This is a genomic window from Brevundimonas sp. GW822-FHT03E11, assembly GCF_058801445.1.
Window position 1 is genome coordinate 99,458 of the sequence record NZ_JBXANG010000005.1, and the last position, 18,324, is coordinate 117,781.

The 18,324-nt window shown below is 67.9% G+C and carries 15 protein-coding genes; 7 read left to right on the forward strand and 8 right to left on the reverse strand.

Translation table 11 applies throughout. The features are described 5' to 3' along the window. Window positions 1-27: 27 nt before the first annotated feature. Window positions 28-522: a group III truncated hemoglobin gene (locus tag AC1RKE_RS10260; RefSeq protein ID WP_054765380.1), complete on the reverse strand. Its 495-nt coding sequence runs from the start codon at window positions 520-522 to the stop codon at window positions 28-30. A gap of 232 nt (window positions 523-754) precedes the next feature. Between AC1RKE_RS10260 and AC1RKE_RS10265 the strand changes: the two genes are divergently transcribed. Further along, complete coding sequence (locus tag AC1RKE_RS10265) at window positions 755-2,380, forward strand: ABC-F family ATP-binding cassette domain-containing protein (RefSeq protein WP_483458092.1); 1,626 nt, start codon at window positions 755-757, stop codon at window positions 2,378-2,380. Here AC1RKE_RS10265 and AC1RKE_RS10270 read toward each other — a convergent pair. After that, window positions 2,355-2,804 (reverse strand): tRNA (cytidine(34)-2'-O)-methyltransferase, encoded by a 450-nt coding sequence (locus AC1RKE_RS10270; RefSeq protein ID WP_054765382.1) that lies wholly within the window; start codon window positions 2,802-2,804, stop codon window positions 2,355-2,357. The two genes, AC1RKE_RS10265 and AC1RKE_RS10270, sit on opposite strands and share 26 nt — an antisense overlap. Before the next feature lie 193 nt (window positions 2,805-2,997). On the opposite strand from AC1RKE_RS10270, the gene petA reads away from it, so the two are divergent. The 5 genes from petA (at window position 2,998) to AC1RKE_RS10295 (ending at window position 9,270) form a co-directional block, all read left to right on the forward strand. Beyond that, window positions 2,998-3,534 (forward strand): ubiquinol-cytochrome c reductase iron-sulfur subunit, encoded by a 537-nt coding sequence (petA, locus tag AC1RKE_RS10275; protein ID WP_054765383.1) that lies wholly within the window; start codon window positions 2,998-3,000, stop codon window positions 3,532-3,534. Between the two features lie 17 nt (window positions 3,535-3,551). Then, window positions 3,552-4,880: a cytochrome b gene (locus AC1RKE_RS10280; RefSeq protein WP_054765384.1), complete on the forward strand. Its 1,329-nt coding sequence runs from the start codon at window positions 3,552-3,554 to the stop codon at window positions 4,878-4,880. 32 nt (window positions 4,881-4,912) lie between these two features. Then, the gene (locus AC1RKE_RS10285) at window positions 4,913-5,758 is read left to right on the forward strand and encodes a cytochrome c1 (protein ID WP_054766902.1); all 846 of its coding nucleotides are present in this window, start codon (window positions 4,913-4,915) and stop codon (window positions 5,756-5,758) included. Between the two features lie 151 nt (window positions 5,759-5,909). Further along, window positions 5,910-7,577 (forward strand): M28 family metallopeptidase, encoded by a 1,668-nt coding sequence (locus tag AC1RKE_RS10290; protein WP_348684042.1) that lies wholly within the window; start codon window positions 5,910-5,912, stop codon window positions 7,575-7,577. A 43-nt stretch (window positions 7,578-7,620) separates the two neighbouring features. Continuing rightward, window positions 7,621-9,270 (forward strand): M28 family peptidase, encoded by a 1,650-nt coding sequence (locus tag AC1RKE_RS10295; RefSeq protein WP_348684040.1) that lies wholly within the window; start codon window positions 7,621-7,623, stop codon window positions 9,268-9,270. A 27-nt stretch (window positions 9,271-9,297) separates the two neighbouring features. On the opposite strand, the gene AC1RKE_RS10300 is transcribed toward AC1RKE_RS10295, so the two are convergent. Together AC1RKE_RS10300 and AC1RKE_RS10305 are read right to left on the reverse strand one after the other, a co-directional pair. After that, window positions 9,298-10,284, reverse strand: coding sequence for a DUF6607 family protein (locus tag AC1RKE_RS10300; RefSeq protein ID WP_348684039.1), 987 nt, complete (start codon window positions 10,282-10,284; stop codon window positions 9,298-9,300). A gap of 35 nt (window positions 10,285-10,319) precedes the next feature. Then, window positions 10,320-12,527 carry a TonB-dependent hemoglobin/transferrin/lactoferrin family receptor gene (locus AC1RKE_RS10305; protein WP_492896978.1) on the reverse strand — a complete coding sequence of 736 codons (2,208 nt, stop codon included), beginning with the start codon at window positions 12,525-12,527 and terminating at the stop codon, window positions 10,320-10,322. Between the two features lie 108 nt (window positions 12,528-12,635). Here AC1RKE_RS10305 and AC1RKE_RS10310 point away from each other — a divergent pair, with 108 nt between their 5' ends. Then, complete coding sequence (locus tag AC1RKE_RS10310; RefSeq protein ID WP_183215936.1) at window positions 12,636-13,178, forward strand: hypothetical protein; 543 nt, start codon at window positions 12,636-12,638, stop codon at window positions 13,176-13,178. A 9-nt stretch (window positions 13,179-13,187) separates the two neighbouring features. Here AC1RKE_RS10310 and ychF read toward each other — a convergent pair whose 3' ends face one another. The 4 genes from ychF to AC1RKE_RS10330 all read right to left on the reverse strand — a co-directional run bounded on the left by ychF (window position 13,188) and on the right by AC1RKE_RS10330 (window position 18,279). Then, window positions 13,188-14,282 carry a redox-regulated ATPase YchF gene (ychF, locus tag AC1RKE_RS10315; protein WP_152949891.1) on the reverse strand — a complete coding sequence of 365 codons (1,095 nt, stop codon included), beginning with the start codon at window positions 14,280-14,282 and terminating at the stop codon, window positions 13,188-13,190. Between the two features lie 70 nt (window positions 14,283-14,352). After that, a complete protein-coding gene (locus tag AC1RKE_RS10320; RefSeq protein ID WP_305726848.1) occupies window positions 14,353-14,835 on the reverse strand; it encodes a copper chaperone PCu(A)C in 483 nt (160 codons plus the stop codon). Window positions 14,836-14,848: 13 nt separating this feature from the next. Beyond that, complete coding sequence (locus AC1RKE_RS10325; RefSeq protein WP_395942308.1) at window positions 14,849-16,204, reverse strand: PepSY-associated TM helix domain-containing protein; 1,356 nt, start codon at window positions 16,202-16,204, stop codon at window positions 14,849-14,851. Further along, window positions 16,204-18,279 (reverse strand): TonB-dependent receptor family protein, encoded by a 2,076-nt coding sequence (locus tag AC1RKE_RS10330; protein WP_348684583.1) that lies wholly within the window; start codon window positions 18,277-18,279, stop codon window positions 16,204-16,206. Before AC1RKE_RS10330 ends, AC1RKE_RS10325 begins: the two co-directional genes overlap by 1 nt. Between the last annotated feature and the right edge of the window lie 45 nt (window positions 18,280-18,324).

Sequence of the window (18,324 nt, forward strand, 5' to 3'; positions counted from 1 at the left end):
GCACTGGGCGCGTCCAGCCCGGTTGACCTACTCCGGCGTCCAGGCCTGTGTCGGGCGCAAGAAACGCTCCCCCTTGGCCAGCATCACTCCGTTTGCGGTCGCGACGCCGAGCTCCAGGCTCTCGGCGATGCGGCGGGCGCGTTCGATGAAATGGGCCGCGGCGACGGGCGGGCACAGGTCGCGGGCGGTCTCGGCGAACAACTCAAGCCAGCGGTCGAAGTGGCGCGCGTCGATCGGCAGGGGCAGATGTTTCGGCATAGGCCGACCCTGGTAGACGCCAGACGAAAGGGCGACCGACGACCAGAACAGCTTCATCTGCGCCAGATGCGGGCCCCAGTCGGCGATCCGATCCGCGAAGATCGGCCCGATCAGCCGGTCGTCGCGGACGCGGGCGTAGAAGCCCTCGACCAGGGCGTCGATCATCGCCTCGTCGATGCCGGTTTCGTCGCGCAGCCGCTGAACAGCCGCGTCGCGGCGCGCGGCGGCTCCGGCAGGGTCTTCTATGCGGAAGCGGCTCTCCATTCCGACGTCCTAGCGGCTTGGTGGGCGGGGCGCCATCGGACCATCGGTCCACCCCGGAGCCACCCCCTCTTCACGCGGGCGTGTTCATATCAGGGGCTCCCCGGACTTGCGGATTGCATAAATACGACCCATCCTCCTGTCTCTGAGGAGTTTTGAGCAGGAGGCTCGAAGATCATGATCATCGCACTGGCAACCGGTTCCGCCCTGTCCGCCATGCTGCTCGTGATCCTCCATGCCAACCAGCCCAAGCCCAAGCGCGTTCCCGTGCGCGCTCGCGACCCTCGACAAGGTCGCCGCTAGAACGCCTGACGGCGTTACGCTTTTCGACAATCTGAGCCTGACGTTCGGGCCTGAGCGCACCGGCGTCGTCGGTCGCAACGGCGCGGGCAAGAGCACGCTGCTGCGTCTGATCGCCGGCGACCTGTCCCCCAATGAGGGAACGGTCACGTGCCTCGGCTCTGTCGGCGTTCTGGATCAACGGTCCGATCCGTCTCCCGTCGAGACAGCGGCGCAAACCCTGGGCGTCGCGCCGGCCCTGGCGGCGATCGACCGGCTGCTGGCTGGCGCGGGCGACGCCGAGGACCTGGCCGACGCCGATTGGACCCTGGAACCCCGGATCGATTCAGCCCTCGCCGAAGTCGGGTTGGCGGGCCTGCCGATGGACCGGCCGACACGCAGCCTCAGCGGCGGGGAACAGACCCGGCTACGGCTTGCGGGATTGATCCTGGCGGCGCCCGACCTGATCCTGCTGGACGAACCGACCAATCATCTGGATGTCCAGGCGCGGGGGCGTGTGGCCGACGTCCTGGGCCGCTGGAAGGGCGGGGCGGTGGTGGTCAGCCATGACCGGGATCTGCTGCGTCGCATGGATCGCATCGTCGAGGTGTCCGGCCTGGGGGTCGCCGCCCACGGCGGGAACTACGACCTCTACGCCGCGCGCAAGGCGATTGAGCGCGAAACGGCCGAACGCGATCTGGTCGAGGCTGAACGGACGCTGGCACGCGTGGCGGCGGTCGCCCAGCGTCGCACGGAGATGAAGGCGCGGCGGGACGCGGCCGGACGCCGCAGGGCGGCCAAGGGCGACATGCCCAGGATTCTGATCGACGCCCGGGCCGAGCGGGCCGAAAACAGCGGCGGCGGCGACCGGCTCCTCGCTGTGCGCCAGGCGGCGGAGGCGGAAACCGCCTTGGCCGCCGCGCGCCAAGGGGTGGAGCGGGTGCGAACCCTAACCATCCCCATGCGCGCCACAGGCCTTGCGGCGGGACGGACGGTGGCCAGCTTGAGCGGGGCGGTCTGGACGACACAGGACGGGCGGCGGATCGTCGGTCCTGTGGATCTGACCTTGACCGGCCCGGAGCGGGTCGCCGTCACCGGCTCGAACGGCGCGGGCAAGACGACCCTGCTGCGGCTCATCACCGGCGATCTTGCACCGACTTCGGGTCAAGTGCAGCGACCCGTTCCCGCAGCCTTGCTGGATCAGGAGGCCGCCCTGCTGCGCCCCCAGGAAACCTTGGTCGAGGCTTGGATGCGGCTGAATCCGGACGGTTCGGTCCAAGAAGCCCAGGCGGCCCTGGCTCGCTTCCTGTTTCGCAACACGGCCGCGCATCGGCGGGTCGGCGACCTGTCCGGCGGTGAACGGCTGCGGGCCGCCCTGGCCTGCGTCATGACGGGAACGCGCCCGCCGCAGCTTCTGGTGCTGGATGAGCCGACCAACCACCTGGACCTCGATTCGGTGGCGGCGGTGGAGGCGGCGTTGAGCGCCTATGACGGCGCCCTCGTTGTCGTCAGCCACGATGCGGACTTCCTGGCGGCGGTCGGGATAGATCGGACGGTCAGCCTAGCCCGCCCGTCTGCCTGAGGCCCTCCCAAAGGGCGATGCCCGCCGTGACCGACAGATTCAGCGACCGGGCCTCGGGTCTGAGCGGAATCACCACGCGCGCGTCTGCGGCGGCGTGCACATAGTCCGGGGCGCCGGCGGTCTCCTTGCCGAACAGAAGCGTGTCGGTGGGTTCGAAGACGAAGTCGGGCAGGGGCGTCGCCCCCTTGGTGGTGAAGAGCACCAGCCGTCCGGCGGGTCGCTCGCGCTGGAACGCGTCCCAATCCGCATGGCGGGTCATGTGCGATAGGGGGCCGTAATCCAGGGCCGCCCGCTTCATGGCGCGGTCGTCAAAACGGAAGCCTGTGGGCTCAATGACGTGCAGGGCGACGCCGAAACAGGCCGACAGCCGGATACAGGCGCCGACGTTCTGAGGAATGTCCGGTTGAAAAAGGGCGAGACGCATTCTAAGCCCTAGGTATACGCGACCTGGGGGTTTGTCGCGGTCTGTTTGCGAGCGTTTCGCAAGAAACGTCAGCAGCTTGCGGCGAACGCCGCAAATACAGGCCGAGGGGACCACAGGGCAGCGCTTTTAGGGTTCGTGCCGTAGCAGAGGAGCGCCAACACAGGCGGTCCCGGCGGTCTTCGAGAGGTGAAACGTGGCCGAAACGGGTGTGATTCCGGAAGGCGAGGGCGATCCGAATCGCCGCGACTTCATCCATATCGCGGCGGGCGCCGCTGCGGTGGGCGCCGGGGCGATGATCGCCTGGCCTCTGATCAATCAGATGAACCCTGCGGCCGACACCCTGGCCCTGGCCTCGATCGAGTTCGACCTGACCAAGGTTCAGGAGGGCCAGCAGGTCGTGATCAAATGGCAGGGCAAGCCGGTCTTCGTGCGCTATCGCACCCCGGCCGAGCTGCAGAAGGTCATTACCGAGGGCGCCGTCGGCAGCCCGCCCCAGACGGATGCGGAACGCACCAAGTCCGGGCATGAGAAATATCTGGTCGTGGTCGGCTCCTGCACCCACCTGGGCTGCGTCCCGACCTTCGGCGCCGGCGATTACGGCGGCTGGTTCTGCCCGTGCCACGGCTCGCACTACGATGCGTCCGGTCGGATCAGAAAGGGTCCGGCGCCCCTGAACCTGGTCGTGCCCGACTACGAATACACGTCCGACACCCGCGTTAAGATCGGTTGAGGGCGAAGGGGGAGGAAATGAGCGAACACGAATCCACCTACGTCCCGAAGACGGGCGTCGAAAAATGGCTGGACACCCGGCTGCCCATCATCCGCTTCGGCGCCGACTATATGTCGCTGCCGACGCCCAGGAACCTGAACTACTGGTGGACCTTCGGCGGCATCCTGGCCCTGTGCCTGATGACGCAGATCGTCACCGGCATCGTTCTGGCCATGCACTATACGCCGAACGTCGACCTGGCCTTCGCCTCGGTCGAGCGGATCATGCGTGACGTCAACGGCGGCTGGCTGATCCGCTATGTCCACGCCAACGGCGCCTCGATGTTCTTCATCGCCGTCTATCTGCACATGCTGCGGGGGCTGTACTACGGCTCCTACAAGGCGCCGCGCGAGATGATCTGGATCATCGGCTGCGTGATCTTCTTCCTGATGATCGCCACCGCCTTCCTGGGCTATGTCCTGCCCTGGGGTCAGATGTCCTTCTGGGGCGCAGAGGTCATCACCAATCTGATCGGCGCCGTGCCCCTGGTCGGGGAACCGATCCTGATCTGGCTGCGCGGCGGCCCGGCGATCGACAATGCGACGCTGAACCGCTTCTTCTCCCTGCACTATCTGCTGCCCTTCGCCATCCTGGGCTGCGTGGTCCTGCACCTTTGGGCCCTGCATTCGGCCGGTCAGAACAATCCGGTGGGCATCCTCATTCCGAAGGATCGTGCCAAGAAGGACACTCTGCCCTTCCACCCCTATTTCACGGTCAAGGACGGCTTTGCGATCATCCTGTTCCTGATCCTGTTCGCCGTCTTCGTCTTCTATCAGCCGAACGCCTTGGGCCACGCCGACAACTACATCCCGGCCAACCCGCTGCAGACGCCCGCCCACATCGTGCCCGAATGGTACATGCTGCCCTTCTACGCCATCCTGCGCGCGGTGCCGGACAAGTTCGGCGGGGTGGTCGCCATGTTCAGCGCCATCGGCGTCCTGTTCGTCCTGCCCTGGCTGGACACGTCCAAGGTGCGGTCGATGCGCTATCGCCCGACCATGCGGACCTTCTTCTTCATCTTCCTGGTGGTCGGCGTCGGCCTGGGCTGGTGCGGCGGTCAGCTGCCGGACGCCCCGGTCATTCCGGGCATGGCCAGCTTCGTCCTGTTCGACGGAGAGGTGAACTCCTACCTGTGGCTGACGCGGCTGTTCACCCTCTACTATTTCGTCTTCTTCCTGGTGATCCTGCCCTTCGTGGGGCTGAAGGAGACGCCGCTGCCGATCCCCGCGACGATCTCGGAACCGGTCCTGACGGGGGGCGACGCCGTCCCGGCCGCCGCGCCCGCCTCGCCCGAGAAGAAGGGCTGAGCGTCATGAGCTTTGGAAAAATGAGCGTGTCGATGTCCAGACTGGTCGCTTCGGCGGTCGCCGCCCTCGGCCTGATGACGGCGGCGCCCGCCCTGGCGGAGGGCGGGGCGGCCCACCCCCGTTCCGGCGGCTTCAGCTTCGACGGCCCCTTCGGCGTCTATGACCAGGGCCAGCTGCAGCGCGGCTACAAGGTCTATCACGAGGTCTGCGCCGCCTGTCACAGCATGAACCTGATGCACTACCGGAACCTGGGCGATCGCCACGGGCCGTTCTGGAATCCGAAATATCCGAATCCGAACGACAATCCGGTGGTGAAGGCCCTGGCCAAGGAGATCCAGGTTCCCGACATCGATAGCGAGACGGGCGAGCCGATCCAGCGCGACGCCACCCCAGCCGACAAGTTCCGCGCCCCCTATCCCAACGCCACCGCTGCTGCGGCCGGCAACGGGGGGGCGGCGCCGCCGGACCTGTCGGTCATGGCCAAGGCGCGTCACGGCGGCGCCGACTACATCTACTCCCTGCTGTCGGGCTATCGCACCCCGCCCGCGGGCCTGCAGATCCGTCCCGGTCAGCACTATAACCCCTATATGCAGGGCGATCTGACCCCCTTCTGGACCGGCGACCCGGACCATGTGCCCGAGGGCGGCTTCATCGCCATGCCGCCGCCGCTCCAGAACGGCCAAGTCACCTATGACGACGGCTCGCCCCAGACGGTGGATCAGTACGCCAAGGACGTCGCGGCCTTCATCGCCTGGACGTCCGAGCCGAAGATGGTCGAGCGCAAACAGGCCGGTTTCGGCGTGATCATCTTCCTGCTGATCTTTGCGGGCCTGACCTACGCCAGCTATCGCCGCATCTGGAAGGGCGTGGCCCACTAGGCGCGCCCGAACGAAAGCCGAAACTCAGCCCGCCGAAGCCCGCTTCGGCGGGCATTGTTTTGCGACATCCTGGCCGCTGACACGGAATCGACATGATGGCTTTCCCCGCCTAGGGTTCGGCCTTCTTCTGCGGCTGTGGGGCCCTCTGTTCATGCGTATCCCTTCTTCCTTCGTCGCCGTGCTGATGGCCGGCGCCGCGCTCTCCGCCTGCGCTGCGCCGGCGGCTCTCGAGGGCTCAGGGCCGGTCGCGGCCTTCGACGCCGCACGTATCGCCGAGGACATCCGTGTCCTGTCCGATGACAGTTTCGAGGGGCGCGGCATCGCCACCCCGGCCGAGCAGAAGGTGATCGACTATCTGAGTCGCCAATACGCCGCCGCCGGCTTCCAGCCGGGCGGTCCGAACGGTCAATGGACCCAGGACGTGATCCTGAACCGCTTCACCCAGTCCAACGTCCAGGCGGCGCTGAAGCTGGGCGACTGGACCCTGCCGATGACCCAGGGGCGCGAGGTCGCTCTCTCCACCCGCCGCCCAGCCGAGCACGTCAGCCTGAAGGACGCCCCCCTGGTTTTCGTCGGCTATGGGATCACCGCGCCCGAGCGGAACTGGGACGACTTCAAGGGCCAGGATCTTCGGGGGAAGGTGCTGGTCGTCCTGGTCAATGACGCCGATTTCGAAGAACCGGCCCTGAACACCTTCGGCGGCAAGGCCATGACCTACTACGGCCGCTGGACCTATAAATACGAGGAGGCGGCGCGTCAGGGCGCGGCCGGGGTGCTGATCGTCCATGAGACGGCGCCGGCGTCCTATGGCTGGCAGACGGTCGCCAACTCCTGGGGCGTGCCCCAGTTCGACATCCTGCGCCAGAATGCGGCGGCCGAGCGGGTTCCGGTCGAGGGCTGGATTCAGCGCGACGTCGCCGTCGATCTGTTCCGCCGCGCCGGTCTGGATTTCGAGACGCTGAAGGCCCAGGCTCGCCGCCGCGACTTCCAGCCCGTGCCCCTGACCGGCGCCGGCTTCTCGACCGAGTTCGATGTGGCGACCAGTCAGGTCACCACCCATAACGTCATCGCCCGCCTGCCGGGAACCACCCATCCGGACGAGACGGTCCTCTACACCGCCCACTGGGACCACATCGGCATGGGCGAGCCGGACGAGACGGGCGACCGCATCTTCAACGGCGCCGTGGACAACGCCTCGGGCACGGCGGGCCTGTTGGAGCTGGCGCGGATGTACGGCCGCGCCCCCCGCACCGAACGGTCGATCGTGATGATCAGCTTCACCGCCGAGGAGAGCGGCCTTCTGGGCGCTGAATACTACGCTTCCAATCCCGTCTATCCCCTGGCCAGGACGGTGGGCGGCTTCAACATGGATTCGATGAACGTCTATGGCCGTGTCACCGGCCTGGGCGTGACCGGCTACGGCCAGTCCGACTTCGACGAGCGCTTGGCCGCCGCGATCCAGCCCCAGGGCCGCACCCTGATGCCGGATTACGAGAACGCCGCCGGCACCTACTACCGGTCCGACCACTTCCCCCTGGCCAAGCGCGGCGTGCCGATGGCCTATGCCGGCAGCCGGGGCGACTTCCGCGACGAGCCGGTCGCCGAACGCCAGGCGGCGCGCAGCGAATACGGCGCCAAACGCTATCACCAGGCCGCCGATGAATGGTCGCCGGACTGGGACTACAGCGGCATGATCGAAGATCTGACGGTCTTCTATGACGTCGGCCGCGCCCTGGCGAACAGTCGCGACTGGCCCGAGTGGAAGTCGGGCTCCGAATTCGGTCCCGTCCGCGCCGTCACCGCCGCCGAACGCCGCTGATCTCCCGCGCACGCCTCCCGCTTATTCTTATTTGAGACCCTTCATGATCCTGCGCCGTTCCTCCCTTATGGCCGCCGCGGCCCTCGTTCTGGCCGCCTGCGCCACCACTCCCGTCGCGACGCCCTCCGTCGCGACCGACGCCTTCGCCGTGGCCTCGGCCGCCACGCCCCAATTCAGCGCCCAGCGCTTGTCCGACCACATCAAATATCTGGCCGACGATCGGCTGGAGGGACGGTTCCCCGGCCTGGTCGGCGAGCGGCTGACGCTGGAGTATCTGCAGGCCCAGTATGAGGCCATGGGTCTGGAGCCGGGCGGGCGCGACGGCTCCTGGCTCCAGCCGGTCGATCTGGTGCGGTTCACGCCCGAACGCCCCCCCGTCGCGACCTGGACCGGAGCCGACGGCGTCAGCCATGATCTGACGTCGGGCGCGGACATCACCCTGCGGGCCGGCCCGGCCGATCCGGTGGTCAAGGTCTCCGACGCCCCCCTGGTCTTCGCCGGCTACGGCATTGTGGCGCCCGAGCGGGGCTGGGACGACTATGGCTCGACAGACCTCACCGGGAAGGTCGTGGTCATTCTGCGCGGTCAACCAGAGTCCATGGGCGCCGACCCCAACTTCTACGGCTCGGGCGAACACAAGACCCAGGAGGCGCTGAAGCGCGGGGCCGTCGGCGTCATCAGCCTACAGGACGTCGAGGGCCGTTGGCGCCGCGCCGTCGGCGGCGCGAACCGGCCGGTGATGACGGTCAAGGGCGCGCGCGACGCCCGTTTCACCGGTTCGATCAATATGGCGACCGGAGCGGCCATCGGCGGCGACGTCCTGGCCCAGGCCTTGGCGCGTGCCAAGACGGCTGGCCTGGGCGGCGGCGTCGATCTGGGCGCCCGGCTCAGCGTGGACATCGCCGAAAAGACCGAGGTCATCCACTCCAACAATCTGCTGGCCAAGATCACCGGCACGACCCGGCCCGATGAATATGTCTTCTACTCCGCCCACTGGGACCACGTCGGCAAGGCGCGGGAGAAGAACGAGGCGGGGGACGACGTCTTCAACGGCGCCTGGGACAACGCCTCCGGCACGGCCGGCCTGATCGAAATGGCCCGCGCCTTCAAGAACGGCCCGGCGCCGGAGCGGACCGTGGTCTTCCTGCACGTCACGGCCGAGGAACAGGGGCTGCTGGGCTCTGAAGCCTATGCCGCCGACCCGGTCTATCCGCTGGCCAAGACGGCGGCCGACATCAATATCGACATGCTGCCCTTCACCCCGGCGACGCGCGACGTGGCGGTCTTCGGCGTCGGCAAGTCGGAGCTGGAGGATATTCTGGGACGGTTCGCCGCCGTCCAGGGGCGCACCGTCACTGGCGACGGTTATCCGGAAGAGGGCTTCTACTACCGTTCCGACCACTTCAACTTCGCCGCAGGCGGGGTGCCGGCTCTGATGCCGTGGAGCGGCCGTGATTTCGTGGAGGGCGGAATCGAAGCGGGCAAACCCTATTACGAGGCCCAGATGGCTCGCTACTATCACAAGCTGACGGACGAATGGCGGGCGGACTACGACTTCACCGCCGCACTTCAGAACCTGGATCTATTGTACCGGCTGGGTCTGACGGTGGCCGACAGCACCACCTGGCCGGCCTGGAAGCCGACAGCCGAGTTCAACGCCATCCGCGACGCCTCGGCCGCCGAACGGCGCTGAGGCCGTCGGCGGCGGGCGATCCGGACCTCAACGGGCGGCGGCGGGCTGGCTTGATGTGGCCTGGGCAATCAACGCGCGAGCCCGGGCGACGGCCTCGGCCTCAGCGACTTCGCCGTCGGCCAGCGACTGGGCCAGATCCATCAGCGGCGCTCCAGTGACCGCGCCGGTCTCGGCCTCCTGCTGCAGATGGACTCCGTTTCCGGCGACGATGGCTGCATCCCAGGCGTCGCGCACGGCGGCCCAGAAGCCTTGGGTCTTGGCCCAATAGTCGTCCCCCGGCTTGGGGGAATAGCTGTCGTTCCGGTCGTAGGTGTTGATCACATCTTCCTGGACCACGGCGATCGGCGCACCGTCCGGCTGGCCGGCCATCTTCATGTTGTCTTGAATATGCACCCAGCCGGCGGGTGTCAGGATGTGCCGATTGGTCCCCAGATAGCGGTCGTAGATCGGATGCCGCACCGCGTCCCGCCGCGCCAGCGGTCGCCAGGTCGGGTCGGACGTCCAGGCCGTCAGCCCATTGTCATAGGTCCAGCGGCCGACTCCGCCGTAACGAGGTGAATCGTCAGTCTGCCACACGGTCTGAGACCAAGCGCCCTGGCGCTGGGCTTCCGGGACGGGGGCCAGCACCCACCGGTTCGGGCCGGCGTAGGTCAGGACCGTCTGCGGCTGATAGGTCCAGTCCTGGCGCCAGTGTTTGATCACCATGGTCTGGCCGTCGTGCTCCATCACCAGGATGTGCTGCAGGCTGATCCGGTCGCCCTTGTCGTAGACGACACGCACGATCTCGCTGCCGCCGGACAGCTTCTCCTCCAGCGGATCATAGTCGGCGCGGAAGCTGACGTTCTCGCGCATGTCGAAATGGACGCGGTATTGGCCCGCCTGGGCCAGAATGGCTTGGCGGTCCCGCTCGAAGGCGTCGGTCGCCGCGGCGACGGGCGGCTGAGCGGCGGTCGCCAGCGCCTGGGAGGCGGGGGCGACGGCTAACAGGGCGGCGGCGATCAGAATGGCGCGCATGGGGCGTGTCCTTGAAGTACGTGCGGTCATGGCGGTTACAGGCGCAAGGTTAGGGAAAGGCCGAAGTTGCGGCCAGGCTGGGTGTAGGCGTCCTTGACGGTCGATGCGGCGGACAGGCCCCGCACGTCGCTCCACCAGCCGTAGGTCTCGTCAAAGACGTTGAAGGCGCCCGCGCGCAGGGTGGCGCGTTCGGTCACGTTCCAATAGGCGGTCAGGTCTAGCAGGGTGAAGCTGTCGCCCAGATAGCAGGCCGCGCCGCAGGACAGGCCATAGGCGGCCTGATCCTTCTTGCCCGACCAGGTGACGGTCGCCGATCCGCCCCAGACGCCGGACGGCGCGGCGTACTGGAGCCCCGCCACCACCTTGACCGGATCGACGCTGCCCAGTTCGGCCCGCCGGCCGCCGTTCGTCTGTTCGCCCTCGGCATAGGCGGCCGAGCCGATCAGGCTGAAGCCGTTGTCCCAATAGAGATCGGCGCGGGCCTCCAGGCCGCGGATATCGACCTCGGTCAGGTTCACATATTGATAGACCAGCGGATCCACGCCCGGCACGCCCGTTCCGCTGACGGGGATCTGGTCGATGAAGTCGTCATAGTGGGTGGCGAAGGCGGTGGTGTTCAGACGCATCACGCCCCCGGCCACGCCGATGTCGCGCAGTCGGAAGCCGGCCTCGAAGCTTTCGCTGGTTTCCGGCGACAGGTTCGGATTGGGTATCGAACGATAGCCGAAGACCGGGTTCTCGAAATAGTTGTTCACCTGCATCGGCGACGGCGCACGGAAGCCCAGGCCGTAGCTGGCGAAGACGCCCAGATGCGCGCCGGTCCAATAGACGACGCCCAGCTTGGGCGAGATATGGTCGTCGCTCTGTCCTGAGGCCGCGGCGGGGAACTCGGCGTCCACCTTGGGCGACAGCTCGTACCAGTCGTAGCGGACGGCGGGGATGATGCTGAGGGCGCCGCCCAGGGTCTCGATCTCGTCCTGGACGAACAGGCCGGCCAGCTGGAAATCGGTCGTCGGGAAGGCGCGGACAGGGAAGGTCTCGCCGACCGGCGGCGTGATCCCGTCGCGCAGACCCTCCTGGGTCGTCTTGGACCAGTCGCCGCCGAAGGTGACGCGGTGCCCGACCGCGCTCGTCTCGCCGAAGACCCGCGCCCCTTGGGCGGCCAGGCCATAGACCCTGTTGTCGAAGGTGACGTCCCGCGCCCGGTCCACGGCCGGCGTGCGATCCTCAAAGGTGTACTGCCGCGTCTCGGCGTCCTGCCAGTACAGGCTGATCGAGCCGTCGCTCAGGCCGGCGAAATCATTGAAGCGCCAATCACCGCTTATGCGGTCGCGCCGGGTCTCGTCATGGGCGGTGACGGACAGGACGGTCGCGGACCGGCTGCTCAGGGCGTCGCCGGTCATGTCGGAATCCAGATGGTCGTAGGTCAAACGCAGCACATGGTTCGGCGCGGCCTGCCACACCAGCTTGCCCAGATAGGCGTTGGAGGCGAAGTCCTGGGGGTTGGGCTCGGTGCGGGCGGCGCCGACCCCGCCCATCCGGCCCTTGTTCTCCGTCTCCTGATGGTCGCGGCGGGTGTAGGCGATCAGCCCTGACAAGGCGCCCGATCGGCCGGCGAAGGCCAGTCCCTCGGTCCAGCCCTCGTCGGCCGAGCCGTAGCCGACTCGCGCCCGCGCGCCGAAGGCCTGACCCGCGTTCAGGAAATCGACCGGGTCCTTGGTCTTGAACGCCACCGCACCCGCCACGCCGTCCGAGCCGTAAAGGGCCGACGCCGGGCCGCGCAGGATCTCCACCGACTTGGTCAGGTCCAGGTCATTATAGCCGCCGCGCCCCACCGCCTGGGCCCCGAAGCTGAAACCCGCAGGCAGACGCACACCGTCATTGATGATCAGCACCCGGTCGCCGCCCATGCCCCGGATGGTGAAGCCCGAATCGCCGTCGCGGCCCGCGCCGGACAGGGCCAGGCTGAAGCGGGCGGGGGAGGTGGGCACGCTGACCCCTGGCTCATACCGGATCAGATCCTTGATGTCGGTCGCCAGCATGGCTTCGATCTCGGCGTCAGTGATGACGCTGATCGTGCCGGGCGTCCGCGACGCCTGCCGCTCCGACCGCGTGCCGATCACGACGATCGGATCAACCTGGGTCGCTGCGACCACGGGCGTTTCGGCCCGCGCGGAGGCGGTGGAAAGGGCGGTGGCGGCCGCGGTGACGGCGACGGTGCAGAGGAGAAGGTGATTGCGCATAATAGCCCCGGCTGATGAAGGCGGCTTCATTAATGCGAACGATTATCAGAATCAACCGCATTTGTCGCGCGGGTTTGAACCGGCGTTGGGTCTCGACGTTGCGGTGTCATGAGACTCGCCTTGTTTCCGCTGCTCGCCCTGGGTTCCCTGCTGGGCGCTTGCGGCGAGAATGACGTCAATCCTCCCGACCAGCCCGCCGCGCCGCTCAGGACCGCCGAAGCCATGCAGGCGGTTGAACCGCCCGGCCCCTCGTCCCTGGCGTCGCGGGGGCCGCGCAGCTTCGTCGGGGTCTGGGCCGGCGACCTCGCCTGGTGCGCCCGCCCGCAGGGCGACCGACGGCCCCTGACCATCACCCCTCAGCGGTTCGAGGGGTATGAGAACCGTTGCGACATCGCCCATATCGACGAGACGCCCCACGGCTATGTGGCGACGTTGAACTGCACGGCGGAGGGGCAGGTCGCGACCGAGCGCGTCCACATGGCGGCGGCCGGCGACGTCATGAACCTGACCTATATTGACCGGGACATGACCACGGTGAAGCTGCTGCGCTGCCCCGGCTCGCCACGGGCGCCCGACCCCGCCAATCCGCTGGAGAAGATGCTGAAGCCCGACAAGGACCAGGACCAGGCCGCAGCGCGGCAGTCCCCCTGATCTGACGCCTCAGTTGAACAGGAAGTTCATCACGTCGCCGTCCTTGACGACGTAAGACTTGCCTTCCGCGCGCAGCTTGCCGGCTTCGCGCGCCTTGGCCTCGCCGCGCAGGGCGACGAAGTCTTCGAAGGCGATGGTCTCGGCGCGGATGAAGCCTTTTTCGAAGTCGGTGTGGATGACCCCGGCCGCCTGGGGCGCGGTGTCGCCGACATTGATGGTCCAGGCGCGGGCCTCTTTGGGACCGACCGTGAAATAGGTCTGCAGGCCCAGCAGCTTGTAGGCCTCGCGGATCAGCCGGTTCAGGCCGGGTTCCTCCAGACCCAGGGTCTCCAGGAACTCTTTCTGCTCGGCGTCGTCCAGCACGGCGATCTCGGATTCGATCTGGGCCGAGATGACGACCGAGTTGGCGTTGTCCTGGGCGGCGCGGGCGGCGACCTTGGCCGACAGCTCATTGCCCTGGTCGGCCGAACCCTCTTCGACATTGGCGACATAGAGGGCGGGCAGGGCGGTCAGCAGCTGCAGCATGTGCCAGGCCTTCATATCCTCCTTGGATACCTCGGCGGTGCGGGCGGGCTTGCCGGCGTTCAGCTGGGCCAGGGCCAAATCGACCAGTTTCAGCGTAAGCGCCGAATCCTTGTCGCCGGTCTTGGCCCGCTTCTCCAGCTGGGGCCGGCGGCGCTCCAGGCTTTCCATATCGGCCAGCATCAGCTCGGTCTCGATGATGTCCAGATCGGCGATCGGATCGATGCGGTTTTCGACGTGGGTGATGTCGTCGTCGACGAAGCAGCGGGCGACGAAGGCCACGGCGTCGCAGTCGCGGATATTGGCCAGGAACTGGTTGCCCAGGCCTTCGCCCTTGGAGGCGCCGCGCACCAGGCCCGCGACGTCCACGAAGGTGATGCGGGCGGGAATGATCTCCTTGGAGCCTGCGATCTCGGCCAGGGCGTTCAGGCGCGGCTCTGGCACGGCCACGTCGCCGGTGTTCGGCTCGATGGTGCAGAACGGATAGTTGGCCGCCTGGGCCGCCGCCGTCTTGGTCAGGGCGTTGAACAGGGTGGACTTGCCGACATTGGGCAGGCCGACGATCGCGACTTTCAGGGCCATGGGATTCCTCGTGAGGCGCGAGCCTTTAGCCGGTTCGAACCGGTTTGTCAGGCTCGCGCTTCAAAAGGCCTCAGTGGGCGGCGTGATCCATCCCCGCCATGGTCGGTTGGCGCACCGCCGCCTGAACCGTCACCTCGGGCGCCGAGGCGAACGTCAGGGTGATGGGCACGGTCTCGCCTGCGACCAGGGGGGCGGTCAGGCCGATCAGCATCAGATGATTGGCGCCGGGCGCCAGCTCGACCGCCTGACCGGCCGCCAACGGCAGGCCCTCGGTCAGTTGGGCCATCTTCATCATGCCGTTCTCGGTCTTCATCTCATGGACCTGAAGCTCGGCCGCGCGCGGGGTGGAGCCGCCGGTCAGCCGGTCGTCGGTCGCGGCGGTCAGGGTGACGTAGCAGCCCCCGGCCTTGGCTCCGTTGGGCGAAGGGCGGCACCAGGCGTCGGCGGCGGTCACGGCGGCCGTGGCGTCAGCAGCAGGGGCCGGTTTGTCCGCCGGTGAGTTGCAGGCCGCCAGTGCGAGGGCGACGGCGGCGAGGGACAAAGAGGTCTTCATGGCGTCGGTTCTTTCAGGAAACGGCGGGACGACGCCGGATCATCGGCCGCACGGCTCGATCGAGCAATACGGCGAGGACCAGGCTCAGGCCCGTCAGGGGGTAGAGGAGGGCGAGGGGCAGGACGATGCCCAGGACGGCGGCGCGGATGCGCGGTCCGGGCGGGGCGGGCGGGCCGCCCAGTCGCAGGCGCGACAGGTTCGGCGGGCGGCGCTTCCACCACATGACCAGACCGCTGATCGCCAGCAGCCAGACGCCGATACAGCCCAGCAGCATGATGATCCGGTTCAGCTGGCCGTACTGTGTGCCCTGGTGGGTATAGACGCCCCATTCGACGGTTTTGGCGCCGACGCCGAACCGGTCGTAGCCGAGGTCGGCCAGCAGACGCCCCGAGGCGGCGTCGATGTACAGGGACCGGCTGTCCTGAACCCGGCGGGCCTGTGTGGTGATCGTATAGGCCGTGCCGCCGGCGGCGGGGATGTTGACGGCGTAGGGCCGGGCCAGACCGGCGTCGTCGGCGGCCCTCAGCACCCGATCCAGGGCGCCGTGGCTCGCATGATCGTGGGTCATGACCATGCCGTCCATGGCCCAGCCGGCGCCGAGCGGTCGATCATGATGCTCCGCCCTCTGCCACGCCCCCGCGACGGGCGCCGGGGGGCGGCCCAGGCCGCTGGACTTGACGGCGTCCATCACCGTGTCGCCCCAGAAGGCCGACCAGGGCATGCCGGTGACCGCCAGGAAAAGCACGACCCCGCCGACGTAAAAGCCCGTCAGGGCGTGCAGGTCGCGCCAGAAGGGGCGGCGTCGGGCGTCGGTCGTCCGGAGCGAGACGGTCGCGACAGCCCGTCCACGTGGCCACCACAGATAGAGGCCGGTGGCGAACAGGATGATGGTCCAGCCCGCCACGATCTCGACCAGGATGTTGAACGGCCGCCCCAGCAGGGTCAGGCTGTGGGTCTTTTTCACCAGTTCCATGAAGCCGCCGGCGGGAATGACGCCGGTGACGCGGCCCGTGTGCGGATCGACGAAGACCGTCTTCTGCACCCCGTCGGGTCGATCCACGCGCAGGCGAACGGCCTGGTCCGCCCGTGCGGGCATGACCAGATTGGCGACCCGACCGCCGCCGGCGGCCTGGACCGCCGACGCCACCCAAGTGTCCGGCGCGGTCTGGGTTTGGGCCGCCGGCACGCGGATCATGTCGCGATAGAGGGCGCCGTCGATCTCGTCCTTGAACAGATACAGGCCGCCGGTCAGGGCCAGCAGCATCAGCACGGGCATGACGAAGACGCCGGCGTAGAAATGCCAGCGCCAGACGGCGCGGTAGGCGCCGGACAGATCGTCCGGCGCCTTGGTTGCGGCCTTGCCGGCCATCAGTAGCTCATCCTCACGCCGACATAGGCCGAGCGGCCCTCGCCAGGAAAGAAAACGGCGGTGGAGGCGGTCCGGGCATCCGTGACGGCGCTGAAGTTCGAGACATAGGCCTCGTCGAACAGATTACGCACGTCGGCGAAGACGGTCAGGCCGTCCCGCACGGTCCAGCCCATGTTCAGGTTCGCCACCGTATAGGCGGGCGACTTCAGGGTGTTGGCGTAGTCGACCCAGGCGTCCGCCATCGACCATTCCACGCCCGGGGCCAAGAACCAGCCCGCCGGGTGGTCATACCGCAGCTCGGCCCGATAGAGGTGCGGCGGCACGACCGGCAGGTGGGCGTCGCCGTAGACCTTGTCCCCGTCAAAGAAGAAGTCCGAGAAGGCGTAGGTCTGACGCAGCCGCCATTGCGGCGCGATCCGCCAGTCCAGCCCCGCCTCGATCCCCTGGTGAACGGTGGGCCCGGCGTTGAAGGTGGAGGCGGGAATGCCCAGCGAGGCGTTGACGACGAAGTTCAGCAGTTCGTGGTTCAGGTCGGCGCGATACACGGTGACGTCCCAGGTCACCGGACCGCGGCGACCGCGCGTGCCGATCTCCCAGGTCACGGCCTCCTGCGGGACCAGGGGGAGATACCCGGCGGCGGTCGGCGACAGGGCCGAGAAGTTGGGCGGCTCGACCGAGCGGGTGACATTGGCGAAGACCTGATCGCCCTGCTCGCTTTCCCACAACAGGCCGGCGCGGGGGGCGAACCAGTCGAAGCTCTTGTCGACGGCCAGGTCGATCGTGCCGGAGACGCCGGGGACCACATAGCTCTGATAGTCCCGCTCGGCGCGGCCCCAGGTTCCCCCGGCGACCAGGGCCAGGCGGTCGGTGACGAACAGCCGCCCCTCGCCGAAGACGTCCAGCCCCTTGCCGTTCTGGAAGCTGCGGGCGCGCAGGCCGTTCTGCTGTCCGGCCAGATTGCCCCACTGTTTGGCGTCCAGATCGCCCTGACGATACCAGGCGCCGTAGAAGGCGTCGGCGCGCAGGCCGAAGACCTGTCCCTGCCAGTCGAACCGTCCGAAGGCGCCGTAGTTGCGGCTTTCCTGATCGATCACCTGGAAGATGGGGTGGTCCAGATCCTTCCAGGTTCCATAGATCGCGCCCTCGAACACGGTGGACTCGTCCAGCCGCCAGCGCGTCTGCACCGTCGTGCGGACTGATTGCATATTGCGCTGGTAGTTCAGGGTGATGTTGCTCGGTGTCGCCGCCTGGGGTTTGGTCAGAGCGTCCGATAGGCTGACACTGCCGGGGATTTCCTGATGGATGTCGCCGCCCGAGACCAGCAGGCGCACCTCGCGGTCCTGACCGAAGCTGCGGCCGATATTGGCGGACAGGTGCAGGGACTTGCCCTCGCTCTGTTGACGCCAGCCGTCCACGCTCTGGCCCGTGACGGCGGCGAAGCCGTCCCAGTCGCCGCGAACGCCCGCCACCTCGGCATGGGCGCGCACCGTGCCATAGGAACCGCCGTCCAGCCGCAGGTTCAGGTTCGATGCGGCCGTGCGCCCGGTCGGGGCGACTAGATTGACCGCTCCGCCCAGCAGGGCGCCGCCGAAGCGCAGGGCGTTGCCGCCCTTGTACACCTCGGTATAGCGGGCGATCAGCGGGTCGATCAGCTGGAAGTCGCCGAAGCCGTCGGCCTCGTTGAACGGGACCCCGTCCTGGGCCAGCAGGGTTCCACGGTTATGGATGGAGTTGCCGATGCCCGAGCCCCGGATCGAAAGCCGGATGTCGCCCCCCCACTTCTTCTGGGCATAGACGCCCGGCGCGTCGCGCAGCACGTCGGCGAGGTTCGGCGCATAGCGGTCGGCGTAGGATTCGGCCGAGACGACGGCGACCGCGCCCGGCGTGCGGGCCAGACGCTCCCGCGCCTCGGCGACGACGGCGGGGTCGTCGGCGTTGCGGCGGGCGGTGACGATGACGGTGTCGAGGACGGCGGGCTCTGACGCCTGTTGCGCCAGGGCGGGGCTGGCCCATCCGGTCGTGGACAGGGCGGCGAGCAGCAGGGCGCAGGGCGCCGCAGTGGTCTTGAGAGACATGATGATCCTGAAGTCAGAACGGGAAAGGGCGCGCGAGCGTGGGGC